We start from the raw sequence: 16,500 nt of genomic DNA, 5'->3' as shown, positions 1-16,500 counted from the left end.
TCATCGAAACAAGGGCAAGGCCACCACTGAAGCGCTGGTGATTTTGTCACGTAAACTCGCGCGTATTGCATACGCGCTGCTGAAGAGCGAGAAAGCATACGTCAGCAAAACTGCCTAAAAAACGTTGTTCGCAACCATAGAATCTCCCACAATGACGTGTGCCAATCCTCAACTCTGAGATCCACACCCATCCCCTGTGGGAGCAGGCTTGCTCGCGAATGCGGTCTGTCCGTCAATGTTGGGCTGACTGATACACCGCATTCGCGAGCAAGCCCGCTCCCCCAAAGGCAGATTATGGGCTGCAATTATTCTTCGGTTCGGCCCGTGCTTTCGCGGTCACGTTCGTAGTGGTGGGCCAGCGGCAACGCCGGCAACCACGCCTCCCGGCGTATCGTCCAGAGTTCGTAAGTGGGTTTGAACTGATCCGGCTCATCGAGCGATCCGACGTTAACCTCGACTTCATCTTCCGAACGCGTGAATACGGGAGAACCGCAGCGAGGGCAGAAGAATCGTCCGTTGTAGTCACGGGTTTCGCCGCTGACCTTGAGCGCGTCTTCGGGGAATATGGCCGAAGCATTGAACAGCGCGCCGTGGCGTTTGCGGCAGTCGAGGCAATGGCAGATGCCGACGCGGTAAGGCTGGCCGGACACTTCGAAACGGACATCGCCGCACAGGCAGCCGCCGGTTGATTTATTCATGGTGCACCTCAGCTATTCAACTTCAAGTTAGAGATCATTCAGTCTGGAAAAGGTTTGCTCGGTTGCCACGAACGGTCTTGATCCTGCGTCTTCCAGTCTATTAATGAGCAGAACTCATCAAGCCATCCTGTTTTACCCGTCTAGTCCTCACCAGTCAGCTCGCTTACTGTTCTCCCCACGCCCACGGGAGATCGACATGCACAAGCGCACACTCGGCAACAGCTCACTCGAAGTATCCGCCCTCGGCTTTGGCTGCATGGGCTTGAGTCACGGCTACGGCCCGGCGACAGATACCCAACAAGCCATTGCACTGATCCGCTCAGCCGTTGACCGAGGCGTGACGTTCTTCGACACCGCCGAGGTCTACGGCCCTTACCTGAACGAGCAAGTGGTCGGTGAAGCACTGGCGCCGGTTCGCGATAAGGTGGTCATCGCCACCAAGTTCGGCTTCACCTTCGGTGACGACAATAAGCAGCAGATTCTCAACAGCCGCCCCGAGCACATTCGGGAGGCCGTCGAGGGTTCGTTGAAGCGGTTGAAGACTGATTACATCGATTTGCTCTACCAGCACCGCGTCGATCCGGACGTGCCAATCGAGGACGTCGCCGGCGCGGTGAAAGATTTGATCAGCGAAGGCAAGGTCAAGCACTTCGGCCTGTCGGAGGCCGGCGCGCAAACCATTCGCCGCGCCCATGCGGTGCAACCGGTCACCGCGCTGCAAAGCGAATACTCGCTGTGGTGGCGCGAGCCCGAGCAGGAAATCCTGCCGACGCTTTGGGAATTGGGCATCGGCTTCGTGCCGTTCAGCCCATTGGGCAAAGGTTTTCTCACCGGCACCGTGTCGGCCGAGGCCACTTACGGCAGCGATGACTTCCGCAGCATCGTCCCGCGCTTCAGCCAGTCGGCGCTGCAAGCCAATCAGGGCCTCGTCGTGTTGATTCGTCAGATCGCCGCGCAGAAACAAGCCACCCCGGCGCAGATCGCGCTGGCCTGGCTGCTCGCGCAGGCACCGTGGATTGTGCCGATTCCGGGCACGACCAAACTGCATCGCCTGGAAGAAAACCTCGGCGGCGCGGACATCACGCTCGACGCTGCTGAACTCAAGGCAATTGACACCGCACTGGCGCAAATCCGTATCGAAGGCGAGCGTTATCCCGAGGCCCTCAAGGCGCGCGTCGGCCGATGAGTAACGATCACGATCCGCTGCGGCGCACGGTGATCGCCGCATTGGCCAGCGCGCCACTGCTGTCGCTCGCCGACACGCAGAGTGCCAGTGAAACACCGCGCTCAGGCTCGCGGATTCTGGTCGCGTATTTCTCGCGCTCCGGCAATACCCGCGTGGTCGCCGGGCTGATCCAGCGTGGACTGGGTAATAGCCGCAGCATCCTCGTCCTGCACGCGCCGAAAGCCAAGGTGCTGGAAGGTTTTGTGATGGAGGGTGAGCAGGAGCGCAGGACCATGGAACGCGTGAACGGCTGGCTGAGCGATCACCCTGTCACGCGTTAATTGAATTTTTGTACCGAGTGACATCTTGAAAATCCGCACGCTGGCCACGGCCCCCGCGCGGCACCGCGTCACGACCTGAACGGAGTTGATCTGATGAACATCGACGTCCGCAACCACACCGCCCTTCCCGCACTCATGGCGCTCTGTCTGAGTGTCGGGGCAATGTTCAGCGTTACCACTCACGCAGCCGAGGCATCGCAACCCATGACCAGCACGCCAGCAAGCGCAGCAACTTTGTCCAGCCAACAACAATCGATTCCACTGATCGCCGCGTTCATGGCGACCAGCGACATGCCCAACCTCAACACGGCGCTCAACCAGGGACTCGATGCCGGCCTGACCATCAGCGAAACCCGGGAAATTCTCGTGCAGCTCTACGCCTATGTCGGCTTCCCGCGCAGCCTGAACGCCTTGAACGAATTGATGACTGTGGTGCAAGCGCGCAAGCAGCGCGGCATTAACGATGCGCCGGGGCGTGAACCGAGCCGGGCGATTCCGACCGGTGATGAACTGCTGGCCGCCGGCACCGCCAATCAAACGAAGATCTCCGGCGCTCCGGTCAAAGGCCCGGTGTTCGAGTTCGCCCCGGTAGCCAACCAGTTCCTGCAAACCCACCTGTTCGGCGACATCTTCGAGCGCGACAACCTCGACTGGCAAAGCCGCGAACTGGCGACCGTCGGGGCGCTGGCGGCAACCCCGGGGGTGGAATCGCAATTGCGCTCGCACATGGCGGCGAGCCTGCGCGTGGGACTCAGCGCAGCACAGTTGCACGAGGTCAGTGAACTGCTGAAAAAACACGGCGACGCGCAGACGGCTGAACGTGCAGATGGGGCGCTGAAAGAGGCACTCGCGGCTTCAAAAAAGTGATCGTCCGATTGACCTGACGCGGCAATTCTTCATCGAAAAATAGCCGGACTGAGCCAAACCGATTCTGCGCGCTGCGGTGGCAGGATGCGGTCTGGGCTTTCTGCCGGAAGACATGGTCGCCAGCCATCTGGCCGACGGCATTCGGCGTCGTTGTCTATGCGTTGCGGTTCAAGCCCTGACGAGCCCTCCATGGCGAACGGTTTTGCGCAATGGCGATACTTACGGCTTTAAAACGGAAATCTCAGCGAACACTGCAAACCCGGGCTCATATTGAGCATCGACATCTCGCCCCGCAGTTGGCGGGTCAGGGATTTGATGATCTTCATTCCCACGGACGAATGCTGTTTCAGATCAAACCCCGCAGGCAGCCCCGCGCCTTTATCCGTCACGTTCAACAGCACCTGACCAGCAGCCGCCTTCAGCTCGATAAACACGTCCCCCGCCGACTTGTCGGCGTAGGCGTATTTAAGGGCATTGGTGACCAGTTCGTTGAGCACCAGCGCCAACGGGATCGCCTTGTCCAGCGGCAGGATGACGTCGTCCAGGTCGATCACGAAGCGTGTTTGCGCCGAGGCTGAACCGCGCAGCCCATCGATCAACTCGGCCAGATACATACCTGCGTTGACCGTTTCCACTTGATCGGCCTGATACAGCTTTTCGTGGACGGCGGCGATGCTCATGATCCGTCGGCTGGTATCGACGAGTGCCGCGCGGGCGACGGGATCTGCCAATTGGCGTATTTGCAGTTGGATCAGCCCGATGATCAGTTGCAGGTGATTCTTCGTCCGATGGTTGATTTCCTTGAGGAGCATGTCCTTTTGCTCAAGCAGCTGATTTTTCTGCCGCAGCGAGCGCCTCAGCTCCATTTGCGCCATGACCTGTTTGGCCAACGTCACCAGGGCGATTTTCTGTTGCGGGCTCAGCTGTCGCGGGTGTCGGTCGAGAATGCACAGCGTCCCGAGTCCGTAGCCTTCCGCCGTCTCCAGCAAGCAGCCGGCGTAGAAGCGCAAACCTTCATCGGCCGTCACCAGCGGGTTGGAGCTCATCCTCGGGTCAGCGCGCAGATCGGGTATGACGGTGATGCCGGGCTGCAGAAGGACGTGACGGCAGATGGAAACGTCCAAGGGTGTTTCGCGGATTCCCAAGCCTGTTTCCGCCTTGAACCACTGGCGGTGGCGGTCTATCAGGTTCATCACCGAAATTGGCGCGTCGCAGATGGCGGCGGCCAGGCTCACGAGCTCGTCAAAATCCGCTTCGCGTGGGGTATCGAGGATTTCATAGCCGTGCAGCACGGCAAGACGTTCGGGCGAGTCGCACGGGTCGATGAAGCTCTGCGAAATCATTAGGGCTCCAGCATAGGGAGGCACGCGCCATGGGTTCAAAACGCAAGGAATCGAATGCAGGCGTGCGCAGTGAGACAGGAAAGGAGCAGAGCATACACGCAATCGGTACCTGCCCGCCGTGCAGACTGATGCCCGTTGGTAAGCTCGCTGAATGCGGCGCGGCGTCCATACTGTGGTTGCCCCGCACTGCTTTCTTTCAACCCTGTCGGAGACCGACATGCCCACCCCTGAATCCGCCCTGCTGCAGAGCTGGCACGCCAACGCCGACGCGTGGATCGACGTCATCCGCAGCGGTGCCATTGAGAGCCGCCAGCAGGTGACTGATCAAGCCGTTCTACTGGCGATCATCGGGCGTCAGCCGGCGCGCGTGCTTGATCTGGGGTGCGGCGAAGGCTGGTTGCTGCGGGCGTTGGCGGATCGGGGAATTGAGGCGGTGGGCGTCGATGGCGATGCGACGCTGGTGGACGCGGCACGTCTGGCCGGCACTTGCACCGTGCATGTCGCTGACTACGACGCGTTGGTCGAGGCGAAGGTTGATGTCGGCCGCGATTACGATTTGATCTGCGCGAATTTTTCGCTGCTGCATCAGGACATCATTCCATTGCTGGCTGCGATGAATGCGCTGTTGACTCCTGGCGGTGCCCTGATCATCCAGACCCTGCATCCATGGGCCGTTGCGGCAGGCGATTATCAGGATGGCTGGCGCGAAGAATCGTTCGCCGGGCTCAAGGGCCAGTGGCAGCCGATGCCGTGGTATTTCCGCACGTTGTCGAGTTGGCTCAATGCGCTCGACATGGCCGGGTTGCGCTTGGTCGGCCTACAAGAACCGCAGCACCCGCAAAGCCCGGTTCCGCAGTCACTACTGATGGTGGCTGAGCGCAACTGATATCCAAAAAACACCGCTAACCCTGTAGGAGCCGAGCTTGCTCGCGAAGGCGTCGGCACAGCTTGAGCCTGTGTTGCTTGATACGCCGCCTTCGCGAGCAAGCTCGGCTCCTACAAGGGTTACGCGGTTTGCAGGATCAATCGCGGGCCGCGCAGGCGATACTGCGCCAACAAACGCATGACGTAGCCGATTTTGATCAGGGTCGGGCCGAGGATAGTCAGCGCATGCATCGCCACCAGCAGCGCAATCGGCATGTGCCCGTCATATAAGTACGCGCCGTAGATGCCAGCCAACAACATGACCAGACCGGCGACAAGGACTTTGCTCGACAGGTGCATAACGTTCAGCGGGCTTTCTAAGAAAGTGAGCATGGTGACGGACTCCTGAGCTGTTCAGTTTTGTACCTTGACCACTTCAAGTCTCGTGCCAGATTTATAACCCAACAAAATCAGCCACCTGCAAAAATCAGAGTCAAATTGACACAGATCAATAAAGGTCTTTTTGACTCAGGTATTTGTCATTAAGACTACATTCAGCTCAAACCATCAACGCCACCGCCTAAAAGCAAACCAATATCATTTGCGCGACCTGCGTCCTTTTGCTTTAATCGCGACCCATTCCTATTTAGACCCGCAACGGTCACTCTGGACGCTTGCTCTGATGACGGTCGCCGACACCTCACTCGTGCAGAATCTATACCTCAGCCACCACCGCTGGCTGCACGAGCTATTGCGTCGGCGCCTGAGCAACGCAATGGATGCCGCCGACCTTGCGCATGACACTTTCATCCGCGTGCTCAAGCGTCCGCAAACCTTCAACGGCGAAGTCCACGAACGCTCTTATCTGGCAACCATTGCCCGAGGCTTGTGCGTCGATCACTGGCGCCGTCGGCAACTGGAACAGACCTGGCTGGAAACCCTCGCCAATCGTCCGCCGGCCCTGCAGCCCTCGCCCGAGCAACAGGCGATCATCGTCGAGACCCTGCTGGAAGTGGACGCCATGCTCCAGCGTCTGCCGCAGCGTGTCAGCGACGCGTTCATCCTCGCGCAACTGCACGGCATGCCCTACAAACTGATCGCCGAACAAATCGGCGTCAGCGAACGGATGATCAAGAAATATCTGGCGCAGGCGATGATGCATTGCGCCATTCTTGAAGCCGAACTCGATGGTCTGCTGATTGAATAACGCCACGCAAAAACTCAGCCACGCCAGCCTCGAACAAGCGGCGCACTGGTACGTGCAATTGCATGACGAGCCGGTCGCCGAGCAGGAACATCTGCGCTGGCAGGCCTGGCTGGCACAGAGCCCTGAGCATCAGGCGGCCTGGCGTTATATCGAACGGGTTGGCCAGCGTTTTGCGCCGTTGCAGCAAGAAACCGAAGCCGTCAGCCACACCTTGCGCAGCAGCGCGCGCACGTCGATCAGCCGTCGTCAGTCGCTCAAAGGTCTGTTGATTTTGGCCGCGACCGGCATGGCCGGATGGGCCATCGAACGCAACACGCAGCTGATGGGTTCAGTCGAGCGGTTGACTGCCGACCTTTCCACCGGCACCGGCGAAACCCGCGAAGCGACGTTGAGCGACGGTAGCCGCATCTGGCTCAACGCCTTGAGTGCCCTGAATGTGCGTTTCGATGCGCACCAGCGCCTGCTGCAACTGTGTGCCGGCGAAGTGCTGATCGACACCGCCAAAGACCTCCGCCGAGCCTTTTGGGTCGAGACCGAACATGGCCGCATGCGTGCGCTGGGCACGCGTTTCAGCGTACGGCAGAACGAGCACAACACCGTACTGAATGTCTATGAAGGCGCGGTCGAAGCCACTAACCGTCAGGGCGAAACCGCCGTGATTCAGGCCGGTCAGCAAATCAACGTCAGCACTGGCCGCATGAACATCACCAGCGCTGCCGATCCTTCCCGCGAGGCCTGGCGCCGGGGTGTGTTGCTGGCCGATAACCTGCCGCTGGGCAAGTTGATCGAAGAACTCAGCCGTTATCGAGCGGGGCATCTGCATTGCGATCCGGTCGTGGCCGCGCTGCCGGTGATGGGTTCATTCCCGCTCAAGGACACCGATCAAGCCTTGCGCCTGCTGGAGGCGGCGCTGCCGATCCGCATCAACAAAACCTTCGATTGGTGGGTCAGCGTCGGGCCGAAAGCCTGAGGTTTTTTTCATATCGCGGTTCCCTTTTGGCGGGTTCATTCGGTTAACCACTAGCCCCCTCATTTCATTGATCGCCCCGGGAACTCCATGTTGCGCTCTACCCTCGCCCGCACCCGTTTCGCCCTGGCCTTGGCGTCTGCCATGCCGGCGATGTGTGCGTTAGCGGAGGGACAGATTCAGCATTATTCGGTTGCGCCCGGTTCGTTGGTCACAGTGCTCAACCGCTTCGCCGAACAAAGCGGCGTGTTTATCGCCGGGCACAATGACCTTGCAGCAGACAAGCGCAGCCCCGGCCTCAGCGGTGACTACACGCCACAACAGGCGCTGCAAATCCTGCTCAAGGGCAGCGGCCTGCAAGCTCAGCGGCAAATGGGCGGCGGTTACGTTTTGCGCAGCACAGCCATTGCAAATCCGCTGCAATTGGACGCCACGACCATCAACGGCAAAACCCTCGGCGCGATCACCGAGGACACTCACGCCTACACCACCGGCGTCAGCGCATCCGCCACCGGACTGGCGCTGTCGCTGCGCGAAACCCCGCAGTCGGTGACCGTGATCACCCGCCAGCAAATCGACGACCAAGGCGCCAACGGCATCGCCGATGTGCTGCGCCGCGCGCCGGGGATCAGCGTGCAAAACTACGACAGCGAGCGCTGGGAGTTCTCCAGCCGTGGCGCGCCGATCACCAATTTCCAGTACGACGGCGTTAATACCGACTACGACGGCGTCTACGATTACGGCACCACCAGCACCGACATGGCAACCTTCGACCGCGTCGAAATCATCAAGGGCGCGACGGGATTGATGACCGGCTCCGGCGACCCTTCGGCCACGGTGAACCTGATCCGCAAACGCCCAACGCAAGCCTTCAAAGCCTCGCTCAGCAGCAGCGTCGGGTCGTGGGACAACTACCGCAGCGAAGCCGATATCTCCGGCGCTCTGAACAGCAACCTGCGCGCACGTTTTGTCGGCGTTCATCAGGAACGCAGCGCCCACGCCGATCACTACCAGAACACCAAGGACATCGCCTACGCCATCGTCGAAGCCGATCTTGATCCGGACACTCTGCTGACCTTCGGTTTCGACCAGCAAAACACTCGCTCACGCGGCGCGAGCTGGACGGGTTTTCCGATGTTCTACAGCGATGGTTCGCGGACGAATTTCTCTCGCTCGTTCAACCCGGCCACTGACTGGAGCCGCCGCGATTTCACCAATCAGACTGTGTTTGCTTCCGTCGCCCGACAACTGCAAAACGACTGGACGCTGAAACTCAGCTACGACCGCAAACACCGCGAGCACGACACCTTGCTCGGCTCGGCCAGCGGCGGTAATCCAGATCCGGTGACCGGCGATGGCATGTTCCTCTACATGGGCAAATTCAAGGGCGACGAGGTGCAGGACAACGTCGATCTCAACCTCGGCGGGCCGTTCTCGTTGTTCGGTCGCGAGCACCAGATGATCGTCGGTTTCATGTCGATGAACACTCGCCAGAACAACCCGGTGTACGGCTCGGTTTATCCGCCGCTGGACGGCAGTATCTTCGACTGGCACGGCGAGTTCGCCAAACCCGATATCCCGCAGATCGGCATTGACGACATCAGCCAGCGCCAGACCGGCGCCTACGTCTCGACCCGCTTCAAGGTCAGCGACGACCTGGCGCTGATCCTCGGCGGACGCGTCAGTGATTTCACCGCCAGCGACCACCTCGACTACAGCGACCCGGCCACGGTCGATGTGCGCGATGGCTACCGCCAGACCGGGGTGGTCACGCCTTACGCCGGCGCGGTCTACGACCTCAACGCTACTTACTCGCTGTACACCAGTTACACGCGGATTTATCAGCCGCAACTGAGCAAGGACGCCGCGCGCCAAGTGCTCGACCCGGTGCAAGGCGACAGCTATGAAGCGGGGATAAAAGCCGAGTATTTCGACGGTCGGGTCAACGCCAGTTTTGCCGTGTTTCGCATCGAACAAGACAACGTCGCCGAGCAGGTCAGCGGCTTCGACACGCAGGCTGTTTATCGCGCGGTGCAAGGCGCGACCACCAAAGGTTTCGAGTTCGAACTGGCTGGCGAAGTCGCCGACGGCTGGAACCTCTCCGCCGGTTACGCCTACAACCACACCCGCGATGCCAACGGCGATCCGGTATATGCCTCGATCCTGCAAACCACCGCGCCGGAGCAGTTAGTCCGCCTGTTCAGCAGCTATCGCCTGCCCGGTGTCTGGCAAAACCTGACCCTGGGCGGCGGCGTCAGTTGGCAGAGCGAATTCTTCGGCAACGTGTTCCAGCCCGGCGCCGATCAGAACGTGCGCATCACTCAGGACAGTTATTACCTGGTCGACGCGATGGCGCGCTACCGCTTCAACGAACATTTGAGCACCACGCTCAATGTGAAAAACCTCTTCGACAAAACCTACTACACCGACCTCGGCAACTTCGGCACCGGCTTCTACGGCGAACCGCGCAGCCTGCAACTGGCGGCGCGCTGGGATTTTTGACGCCGCGACTTGTCGATCTACGGCACTGCCATTCGACCAAGGACTGTCTACGCTGAAAGTCCAGCGTGTCTAACCTGCCGAGGATGACTGCCATGCAACGCTTTCAAAAAATCACGCCGTGCCTGTGGTTCGACGATCAGGCCGAAGCGGCGGCGAAGTTCTATTGCTCGATCTTCGATCACGCGAAAATCACCGGCCTGACCCACTACAGCAAGGCCGGTCAGGAATTTCACGGCAAGCCGGAAGGTGCGGTGATGACCGTCAGTTTTGAGCTCGATGGCCATACGTTTACCGGGCTGAATGGCGGGCCGATGTTCACGTTTAGTGAAGCGATTTCGTTTCAGGTCAATTGTCAGAATCAGGAAGAAGTCGACCATTTCTGGGGCCAACTGTCTGCGGGCGGCCCGGTCGAGGCGCAGCAGTGTGGCTGGCTCAAGGACAAGTTCGGCGTGTCGTGGCAAATCGTCCCGGTGGCGTTCATGCAAATGATGCTGGACGCCGACACCAGCAAGTCGCAGCGGGCCATGCAGGCGATGTTCAAAATGAAAAAACTCGACATTGCCGAACTGGAACGGGCCTTTGCCGGCCAGAGCTAATACACTCGGGCACTGGCCTGCCGGGAATAACCATAATGAAACACGCTGCCGCCAAAAACCCTGAAAAAGCCCCGCGCTTCTGGCGCGACGACGCCCTGCCCTTTATCGAAGCGCGGGCCATCGCCGATGGTCGCGAAGTCTGTTACGCCCGGCATTCCCACGCGCACTTTTCCATCGGCGCGATCACTGCCGGGCGCAGTACTTATGTGCATGAACAGGCGCAATTCGAGGTGGCGGCGGGCACCGTGGTGCTGATGAATCCGGGCGATGTGCACGCCTGCAATCCGATTGATGATCAGCCATGGTCGTACGTGATGCTGTACGTCGAAACGCCGTGGCTGACGGATTTGCAGCATCAGTTGGGGTTTGGTGAGGATCTGGAATTTCGCCGGTTTGCCGCCACGCACTTGCAGGATGCGCCGCTGTATTGCGGCTTGATGGCGCTGTACGAGGTGTTGGTCGACGATCAGCAGGATGTGCTGCGTAAACAGAGCACGGCGGTGGAGTTTTTCAGCGATCTGCAATGGCGCCTGAACCCTGCCGGGCAAGCGTTGCGCGAGCCGAATTTCAAACTGGAACGGGCGGCGGATTTTATTCGTGAGCACTGCACGGAACTGCTCAGCCTTGAGGATATTTGCGCGGCGGCGCAGTTGTCACCGTCGTACTTGATCCGCGCGTTCAAGCAGCATTACGGCATGACCCCGCATGCGTTTTTGGTCAATCAGCGCATCCAGTTTGCCCGCGAGCGTTTGCGTGGCGGGCAGTTGATTGCCGATGTAGCGCTGGAGGCTGGGTTTGCTGATCAGGCGCATTTTCAGCGCGCGTTCAAACAACACCTGGCCGCAACCCCCGGCCAATATCGTGGCTAACGTTGGGGAAAGATCAAAAGATCGCAGCCTTCGGCAGCTCCTACAGGGTGTACTCATTCCCTTGTAGGAGCTGCCGCAGGCTGCGATCTTTTGCCTTTCAAGGTTTATGGCAACAACAAATACCCCGCACTGATCGCCAACAGCCCAGCCATTACCCGGTTAAACCAACGCATCCCCGCCGCATTGCTCAAATACCCGCGCAAGAACGTCCCGGCATATACCCAGCAACCCACCGACACATAGCAGATCACCAGATACACCGCCGCAAACTGCCAGACCAGCCGCGCCTCACCATCGGCGACAAACGCGCCCATCCCCGCAACACAGGCCAGCCACGCCTTGGGGTTGAGCCATTGCATCACCGCGCCGTATAGCATCGACGGCGCCCGCGCTGAATCCTTGGCATTTAACTGACCGTCATCCGTGGCAAGTTTCCACGCCATGAACAGCAAAAACGCCACACCGGCCAGTTGCACCACGCGGGTCATGAACGGCCACAGCTGCAGCACTTCATGCAGCCCCAACCCCATCAGCACCAGCAGCAACACAAATCCTAGCGTGGCTCCGGCGACGTGCCGTTGACTGGCGCGAAAGCCGAACTGCGCCCCCGAACTCAACGCCACAATATTCACCGGCCCCGGCGTGATGGACGCCGCCAGCGCAAACGCCGCCATCGAAACAATCAGACTCATCGCACACCTGCTTCAAAACGAGGAACAAGGCGCCCACCCTAACCAGCGCCCGATCCCCGGTATTGAAGAAAATCACCCTGCCCCTGTAGGAGCTGCCGAAGGCTGCGATCTTTTGATCTTGTCTTTTAAAAACAGGATCAAAAGATCGCAGCCTTCGGCAGCTCCTACACGGGGGGTTGTGGGTTAGTCCAGGCGCGGCACGGTGAAGCGGAATTCGCTGCCCTGCCCCGGTTCGCTCTCGGCGACGATCCGCCCGCCATGGGCCTCGACGATGCCTTGGGTGATGTACAAACCCAAACCGGTGCCAGTCGGGTTGCCGTCCTTCACCGTCCAGTAACGATCGAACACGTGCGGCAGGTTTTCCTTGGGAATACCCTCGCCGCTGTCGCGCACGGTGAAGACAATTTCATCGCCCACCGACTTCGCACGCACGCCGACCGTGCCCAGACGCGGAGTGAATTTGATCGCGTTACCGATCAGATTCGACAGCACCTGAAACAGCCGCTCAGGATCGCCATGAATGCTCAGATCCGCGTCGGCCTCAAAGGAAATGCTGATGTCCTTGTCGATTGCCAACGGTGCGAGCAGCGATTGCGCTTCCTCGAACATCTGCCCGACGTCGAGTTTCTGCGGGGTGATGGTGTAGCGCCCGGCGTCGATTTTCGAGGTGTCGAGCAAGTCTTCCAGCAGCGTATTCATGCGCCCGGCCGCTTGTTGCATGGTGTCGATGGCCGTGGAGATTCTGCGCGACGTGTGCGGGCCGTCGGAACTGAACGCCTTCTGCATCATGCCGCAGAGCATCGAGATCACCGTCATCGGGTTGCGCAGATCGTGGGAAACCACCGCCACCAGCTCATCACGGGCACGCACCGCTTCCTGCTCGCGGCACACTTGCCGCGCCAGATCATTTTCCAGCGCCGAACGCCGCAGATCGTTGGCCGCAAACAGATCGCCGTGGCTCCATTTGGTGGAGATCCCGGCCATCTCGACTTTCCAGATTTCAAACGACGTACGCGGGCGCAATCGCAGGCCGGCGTCGGAGTTTTCCAGATCCAGCGGTTTGCGCGGATCGCCACTCCAATTGATGTTTTCCTTCACCTCGGGGCGGAACCACAGCACGCCGTTGTCGACCGGTTTTGGCAGGCTCATGGCGAGCACGCCGCTGGCGACTTGCTGATAGTGTGCGGCCGGCGGGTAAACGCTGGCGAGGTGATGACTGGAGAAAACCGCCTCGCCGCCGTCCTGCAACCACTTGTGCAGGGCGCGGATTTCGTCCGGCTCCGGGCAGTTGCCGTAACGGTGCAATTGCTTGTCTTCGATGATCGCAATGCCGCCGGCGCCGGTCAGTGCCATCAGCACTTCGGGCTGGTTAGCCAGACCGTCGAATACATTCTGCGGCGAGTCGATCATCGCTTGATTGAGCATCGCCAGTGCGTCGACTTTTGCTTCGCGCTGACGGCTGACTTCCAGCGCCTCCATCGCACTGATTTGCAGCGACAACACCTGGCCGATGGTCTGGCACGCGGCACGCAATTCGTGCGGCACATGCAGCGGTTCGCGGTTGCCGCAGCTGATCAGGCCCCAGAGTTTGTCGCCCTTGAGCAGGGAAATACTCATCGACGACAACACGCCCATGTTCTTCATGTACTGGCAGTGAATCGGCGACACGCTGCGCAGCGTGGCGAAACTCAAGTCCAGCGGCGTTTGCGTGTCCGGACGCAGCTTCGGCACCAGCGGCACCGGCTCGTACGCGGCATCCGGGATGATCCGCAGCCAGTTGGTGCGATACAGCTCGCGGGCCTGCTCGGGAATGTCGGACGCCGGGAAGAACAGACCGTTGAACACTTCCATCGACGGATCGGAGGCTTCGGCAATGACTTGGCCGTGGCCCTCTTCTTCGAAGCGATAAATCAGCACCCGGTCGTAACCGGTCATCGCCTGAATTTCTTTGACGCTGATGTCGTACAGCGCCTGCAACGTCGTCGCGCCTTGCAGCCGCTGGAGCATGCGGCCCAAATGGGTTTCGCTGCCCGCCACGTTACGCGGCTGGAAGTTCTCGACGTGTATTTCCAGTTCGAGAATCAACACGCCTTTATGACGGTGCAGCAAGCCTTCGAACGCCATGTCGTTGAGTCGAAACAGCAGCGGCGCCGAGTCGGACAGCGTCGGCTGTTGCAACGTCTGGCGTACTTGCGCGGCGTGTTCATCGCCAATCAGGCTTTGCAGCGGTTGACCGATCAGCGCCAGCGCCGGACGGCCGAGCAGGCTCTCGACGTTGGCGCTGACCTGAATGATCTCCAGCGCGGGCTCGCTCAAGGTCAGTAGCAACCCGTGCGGCTGGATCGCGCCGGGGAACCGAATCGGTTCGTCGGCACAGTTGGCCAGCAGTTCTTCAAAGGCTTGTTTGTCTTGCGGAGTCATGCCAGTACCTCCCGGCTTTCGAGCCAGCGCTCGAAACAACTGAATGTGGTGTGTGCGGCCGCCACTACGGCCTTGCGCTCGTCCGCATCCATCGGTCGACTGCCCAGGTATTCCATGAAATCGCGCCAGCGACGGCCGGTGGCGGCGCCGTAGACATCGAGAAAAGCCGCGCCGTTATCGGCTTCCAGGCCTAACCGCGCAGAAATTTCCCGGCGCAGGATTTGCCCGCCGAGCGTTGCGCCTTCGAGCACGTACAGTATGCCGAGGCAGCTAGCGCCGGAATTGATCTGCGGCAATTGGCTACAGATCGGCAGGCGGTTGATGGCTTCATCCGCGACGCCCAACGCTTGCAGGTCGCCGTGCAAGGTGGCGGTTTTGAGACGTGGCGTCAGATCAAAATCGGCGGGGATGCAGTGGCTGTCCAGCAATGCGCTTTCCAGCGGCAGGTAGAAGCCGTAGTAAGCCTGCATCAGCCGTTGAAAAGCCTGAATATCGAGGGCGTCGGAGAAAAAAGGAAGGCGTTTTTCCAGCGCGATGTGCAGGTCGGCAGTGCCGGCTCGCAGATCTTGCAGCACCGGTGGCACATAAACTTCACGGGCCTTTGCTTGCATGTAGATCGCTCTTGGTGAGGCCGCCTGGGGCCATTCGGGGTTGGCATCGCATCGAGGGATTTTACACGGCACAGGTCATTTTTCTGACCCAACGACTAGTTTTTTCAGACGAAACCACTGCCCTCTGACCTTTCAGAGTTTCAGATTTCGCAAAAAGTTCGAACGGTTTCGCCAGTACCGCCGGGCGCTGTACCGCGACAGCACTGCCTGACTGTACGGGTCGGGCCGCACGGGGGCTGTGATAAAAATGCGCTTCTGGTTTCTGGAGTGCTGTCATGGATCTCGCCACGCTGTCGCTGTTTCTCCCCGCCTGCTTCGCCCTGAACATGGCCCCCGGCCCGAACAATTTGCTGTCGGTGAGCAACGCCACGCGTTACGGCTTTCAGCGCGCCTGCTCGGCGGGTATCGGGCGGATTCTGGCGTTTGCCGGGATGATTGCGCTCGCGGGCGCCGGTCTGTCGGTGGTATTGCAGACGTCGGAATGGCTGTTTCAGGCGATCAAGATCGTCGGCGCGGCGTATTTGTTGTACATGGCCTGGCAACTGTGGCGCGCCAACACCGAAACCGAGGAGGAAATAGCCGGGGCTTCGGTGGGATTCTGGGCGTTGGCGCGACAGGAGTTTCTGGTGGCCGCCGGTAATCCGAAAGCGATCCTGTTGTTCACCGCGTTTTTGCCGCAGTTCGTCGACCCTGGCCGCCCGGTGCCAGCACAGTTCGCCGTGTTGGGCGTGCTGTTTCTGTCGCTGGAGTGGATCGCCATCAGCGCCTACGCCTACATGGGCCTGCACATGCGCCGCTGGTTCGCCGAGCCGCGCGGCAAGCGTATTTTCAATCGCTGCTGCGCGGGACTGTTGTCGGCGGCGGCTTCGGTGTTGCTGCTGGCGAAACGGGCGTGAGGTTTACGCCTCGGACGGGCCTTTGAGTTCGACCTGATTGCCGTCAGGGTCGAAACAATACAGCGACAGACCTTTTCCTTCGGCGCCGAAACGCGATTCGGCTTTGGCCACGGTCAGGCCGAAGGATTGCAGATGTTCGGTCAGCGCGGCTTCATCGAACGGTTCGATGCGCAGGCAGAAGTGATCGACGTTACGCCGCTCGACCCCGGCCGCCCCACCGCCCTTGCGGCCGAGTTCGCCTTGCAGGTCAACGAGGTCGATCATTGAGGTGCCGGCGCGCAGGTGGATCAGGCCCAGCGGCTCGTTGCGCTTGACCACCTCGGCGCCGAAAACCTGGCTGTAGAAATCGATGCTGCGTTGCAGATCCTCGACGCGCAGGACGATGTGATCGATGTGATGAATGGAAAACGGATGCATAACTCAACGCCTCACACTATGTAGGAGCTGCCGAAGGCTCGGGC

Annotated in this window: 17 protein-coding genes and 2 pseudogenes; 12 read left to right on the top strand and 7 right to left on the bottom strand. The window is 60.1% G+C overall.

The genetic code is table 11. The annotated features are described in order from the left end of the window. Positions 1–118 (top strand): annotated as a pseudogene (locus GVL50_RS29200) (IS110 family transposase); the annotation flags it as partial. Between the two features lie 187 nt (positions 119–305). Here the strand turns inward: GVL50_RS29200 and GVL50_RS27005 are convergent. Continuing rightward, positions 306–698, bottom strand: coding sequence for a GFA family protein (locus tag GVL50_RS27005; RefSeq protein WP_159815671.1), 393 nt, complete (start codon positions 696–698; stop codon positions 306–308). 196 nt (positions 699–894) lie between these two features. Here GVL50_RS27005 and GVL50_RS27000 point away from each other — a divergent pair, with 196 nt between their 5' ends. The 4 genes and pseudogenes from GVL50_RS27000 to GVL50_RS29480 all read left to right on the top strand — a co-directional run. Next, the gene (locus tag GVL50_RS27000; RefSeq protein ID WP_159815670.1) at positions 895–1,884 is read left to right on the top strand and encodes an aldo/keto reductase; all 990 of its coding nucleotides are present in this window, start codon (positions 895–897) and stop codon (positions 1,882–1,884) included. Then, positions 1,881–2,204, top strand: a complete 324-nt coding sequence (locus GVL50_RS26995; RefSeq protein ID WP_159815669.1) for a hypothetical protein — start codon at positions 1,881–1,883, stop codon at positions 2,202–2,204. The genes GVL50_RS27000 and GVL50_RS26995 overlap by 4 nt, the downstream gene beginning before the upstream one ends. A 93-nt stretch (positions 2,205–2,297) precedes the next feature. Continuing rightward, a complete protein-coding gene (locus tag GVL50_RS26990; protein ID WP_159815668.1) occupies positions 2,298–3,071 on the top strand; it encodes a carboxymuconolactone decarboxylase family protein in 774 nt (257 codons plus the stop codon). Between the two features lie 58 nt (positions 3,072–3,129). Next, positions 3,130–3,345: pseudogene (locus GVL50_RS29480) on the top strand (hypothetical protein); the annotation flags it as partial. Here the strand turns inward: GVL50_RS29480 and GVL50_RS26985 are convergent. Further along, on the bottom strand, positions 3,299–4,453 hold the full coding sequence (locus GVL50_RS26985) for a sensor histidine kinase (RefSeq protein WP_159815667.1): 1,155 nt from the start codon (positions 4,451–4,453) through the stop codon (positions 3,299–3,301). The pseudogene GVL50_RS29480 and the gene GVL50_RS26985 overlap by 47 nt on opposite strands. Before the next feature lie 178 nt (positions 4,454–4,631). On the opposite strand from GVL50_RS26985, the gene GVL50_RS26980 reads away from it, so the two are divergent. Continuing rightward, complete coding sequence (locus GVL50_RS26980) at positions 4,632–5,300, top strand: bifunctional 2-polyprenyl-6-hydroxyphenol methylase/3-demethylubiquinol 3-O-methyltransferase UbiG (protein ID WP_159815666.1); 669 nt, start codon at positions 4,632–4,634, stop codon at positions 5,298–5,300. 119 nt (positions 5,301–5,419) lie between these two features. Here the strand turns inward: GVL50_RS26980 and GVL50_RS26975 are convergent, their stop codons facing one another. Beyond that, positions 5,420–5,671 (bottom strand): transmembrane sensor/regulator PpyR, encoded by a 252-nt coding sequence (locus tag GVL50_RS26975; RefSeq protein ID WP_159815665.1) that lies wholly within the window; start codon positions 5,669–5,671, stop codon positions 5,420–5,422. A 289-nt stretch (positions 5,672–5,960) separates the two neighbouring features. Here GVL50_RS26975 and GVL50_RS26970 point away from each other — a divergent pair, with 289 nt between their 5' ends. From GVL50_RS26970 to GVL50_RS26950, 5 genes are all read left to right on the top strand, one after another. After that, positions 5,961–6,485 (top strand): sigma-70 family RNA polymerase sigma factor, encoded by a 525-nt coding sequence (locus GVL50_RS26970; protein ID WP_159815664.1) that lies wholly within the window; start codon positions 5,961–5,963, stop codon positions 6,483–6,485. After that, on the top strand, positions 6,478–7,455 hold the full coding sequence (locus GVL50_RS26965; protein ID WP_159815663.1) for a FecR domain-containing protein: 978 nt from the start codon (positions 6,478–6,480) through the stop codon (positions 7,453–7,455). The genes GVL50_RS26970 and GVL50_RS26965 overlap by 8 nt, the downstream gene beginning before the upstream one ends. Positions 7,456–7,596: 141 nt before the next feature. After that, positions 7,597–9,954, top strand: a complete 2,358-nt coding sequence (locus GVL50_RS26960; protein ID WP_371926049.1) for a TonB-dependent siderophore receptor — start codon at positions 7,597–7,599, stop codon at positions 9,952–9,954. A 92-nt stretch (positions 9,955–10,046) separates the two neighbouring features. Then, on the top strand, positions 10,047–10,550 hold the full coding sequence (locus GVL50_RS26955; RefSeq protein ID WP_159815661.1) for a VOC family protein: 504 nt from the start codon (positions 10,047–10,049) through the stop codon (positions 10,548–10,550). Between the two features lie 35 nt (positions 10,551–10,585). Continuing rightward, positions 10,586–11,419, top strand: coding sequence for an AraC family transcriptional regulator (locus tag GVL50_RS26950; protein ID WP_159815660.1), 834 nt, complete (start codon positions 10,586–10,588; stop codon positions 11,417–11,419). 104 nt (positions 11,420–11,523) lie between these two features. Here GVL50_RS26950 and GVL50_RS26945 read toward each other — a convergent pair whose 3' ends face one another. The 3 genes from GVL50_RS26945 to GVL50_RS26935 all read right to left on the bottom strand — a co-directional run bounded on the left by GVL50_RS26945 (position 11,524) and on the right by GVL50_RS26935 (position 15,143). Next, on the bottom strand, positions 11,524–12,111 hold the full coding sequence (locus GVL50_RS26945; protein WP_053119339.1) for a LysE family translocator: 588 nt from the start codon (positions 12,109–12,111) through the stop codon (positions 11,524–11,526). Between the two features lie 183 nt (positions 12,112–12,294). After that, the gene (locus tag GVL50_RS26940) at positions 12,295–14,532 is read right to left on the bottom strand and encodes an ATP-binding protein (RefSeq protein WP_159815659.1); all 2,238 of its coding nucleotides are present in this window, start codon (positions 14,530–14,532) and stop codon (positions 12,295–12,297) included. Beyond that, positions 14,529–15,143, bottom strand: coding sequence for a biliverdin-producing heme oxygenase (locus GVL50_RS26935; RefSeq protein WP_053119333.1), 615 nt, complete (start codon positions 15,141–15,143; stop codon positions 14,529–14,531). The genes GVL50_RS26940 and GVL50_RS26935 overlap by 4 nt, the downstream gene beginning before the upstream one ends. A gap of 275 nt (positions 15,144–15,418) precedes the next feature. On the opposite strand from GVL50_RS26935, the gene GVL50_RS26930 reads away from it, so the two are divergent. After that, a complete protein-coding gene (locus GVL50_RS26930; protein WP_159815658.1) occupies positions 15,419–16,039 on the top strand; it encodes a LysE family translocator in 621 nt (206 codons plus the stop codon). A gap of 3 nt (positions 16,040–16,042) precedes the next feature. On the opposite strand, the gene GVL50_RS26925 is transcribed toward GVL50_RS26930, so the two are convergent. Next, positions 16,043–16,456 carry a VOC family protein gene (locus GVL50_RS26925; RefSeq protein WP_159815657.1) on the bottom strand — a complete coding sequence of 138 codons (414 nt, stop codon included), beginning with the start codon at positions 16,454–16,456 and terminating at the stop codon, positions 16,043–16,045. Positions 16,457–16,500 lie beyond the last annotated feature (44 nt).

Origin of the sequence: Pseudomonas sp. 18058 (genome assembly GCF_902706155.1) — a bacterium.
Classification (GTDB): Bacteria; Pseudomonadota; Gammaproteobacteria; order Pseudomonadales; family Pseudomonadaceae; genus Aquipseudomonas; species Aquipseudomonas rustica.
This window is presented reverse-complemented; position numbering and strand designations above follow the sequence as displayed.

Bases quoted from the DNA above. Each gene is read 5' to 3' on its own strand.
- GVL50_RS27005 (WP_159815671.1), bottom strand. From the start codon at position 698: ATGAATAAATCAACCGGCGGCTGCCTGTGCGGCGATGTCCGTTTCGAA.
- GVL50_RS27000 (WP_159815670.1), top strand. From the start codon at position 895: ATGCACAAGCGCACACTCGGCAACAGCTCACTCGAAGTATCCGCCCTC.
- GVL50_RS26995 (WP_159815669.1), top strand. From the start codon at position 1,881: ATGAGTAACGATCACGATCCGCTGCGGCGCACGGTGATCGCCGCATTG.
- GVL50_RS26990 (WP_159815668.1), top strand. From the start codon at position 2,298: ATGAACATCGACGTCCGCAACCACACCGCCCTTCCCGCACTCATGGCG.
- GVL50_RS26980 (WP_159815666.1), top strand. From the start codon at position 4,632: ATGCCCACCCCTGAATCCGCCCTGCTGCAGAGCTGGCACGCCAACGCC.
- GVL50_RS26975 (WP_159815665.1), bottom strand. From the start codon at position 5,671: ATGCTCACTTTCTTAGAAAGCCCGCTGAACGTTATGCACCTGTCGAGC.
- GVL50_RS26970 (WP_159815664.1), top strand. From the start codon at position 5,961: ATGACGGTCGCCGACACCTCACTCGTGCAGAATCTATACCTCAGCCAC.
- GVL50_RS26960 (WP_371926049.1), top strand. From the start codon at position 7,597: ATGCCGGCGATGTGTGCGTTAGCGGAGGGACAGATTCAGCATTATTCG.
- GVL50_RS26955 (WP_159815661.1), top strand. From the start codon at position 10,047: ATGCAACGCTTTCAAAAAATCACGCCGTGCCTGTGGTTCGACGATCAG.
- GVL50_RS26950 (WP_159815660.1), top strand. From the start codon at position 10,586: ATGAAACACGCTGCCGCCAAAAACCCTGAAAAAGCCCCGCGCTTCTGG.
- GVL50_RS26945 (WP_053119339.1), bottom strand. From the start codon at position 12,111: ATGAGTCTGATTGTTTCGATGGCGGCGTTTGCGCTGGCGGCGTCCATC.
- GVL50_RS26940 (WP_159815659.1), bottom strand. From the start codon at position 14,532: ATGACTCCGCAAGACAAACAAGCCTTTGAAGAACTGCTGGCCAACTGT.
- GVL50_RS26935 (WP_053119333.1), bottom strand. From the start codon at position 15,143: ATGCAAGCAAAGGCCCGTGAAGTTTATGTGCCACCGGTGCTGCAAGAT.
- GVL50_RS26930 (WP_159815658.1), top strand. From the start codon at position 15,419: ATGGATCTCGCCACGCTGTCGCTGTTTCTCCCCGCCTGCTTCGCCCTG.
- GVL50_RS26925 (WP_159815657.1), bottom strand. From the start codon at position 16,456: ATGCATCCGTTTTCCATTCATCACATCGATCACATCGTCCTGCGCGTC.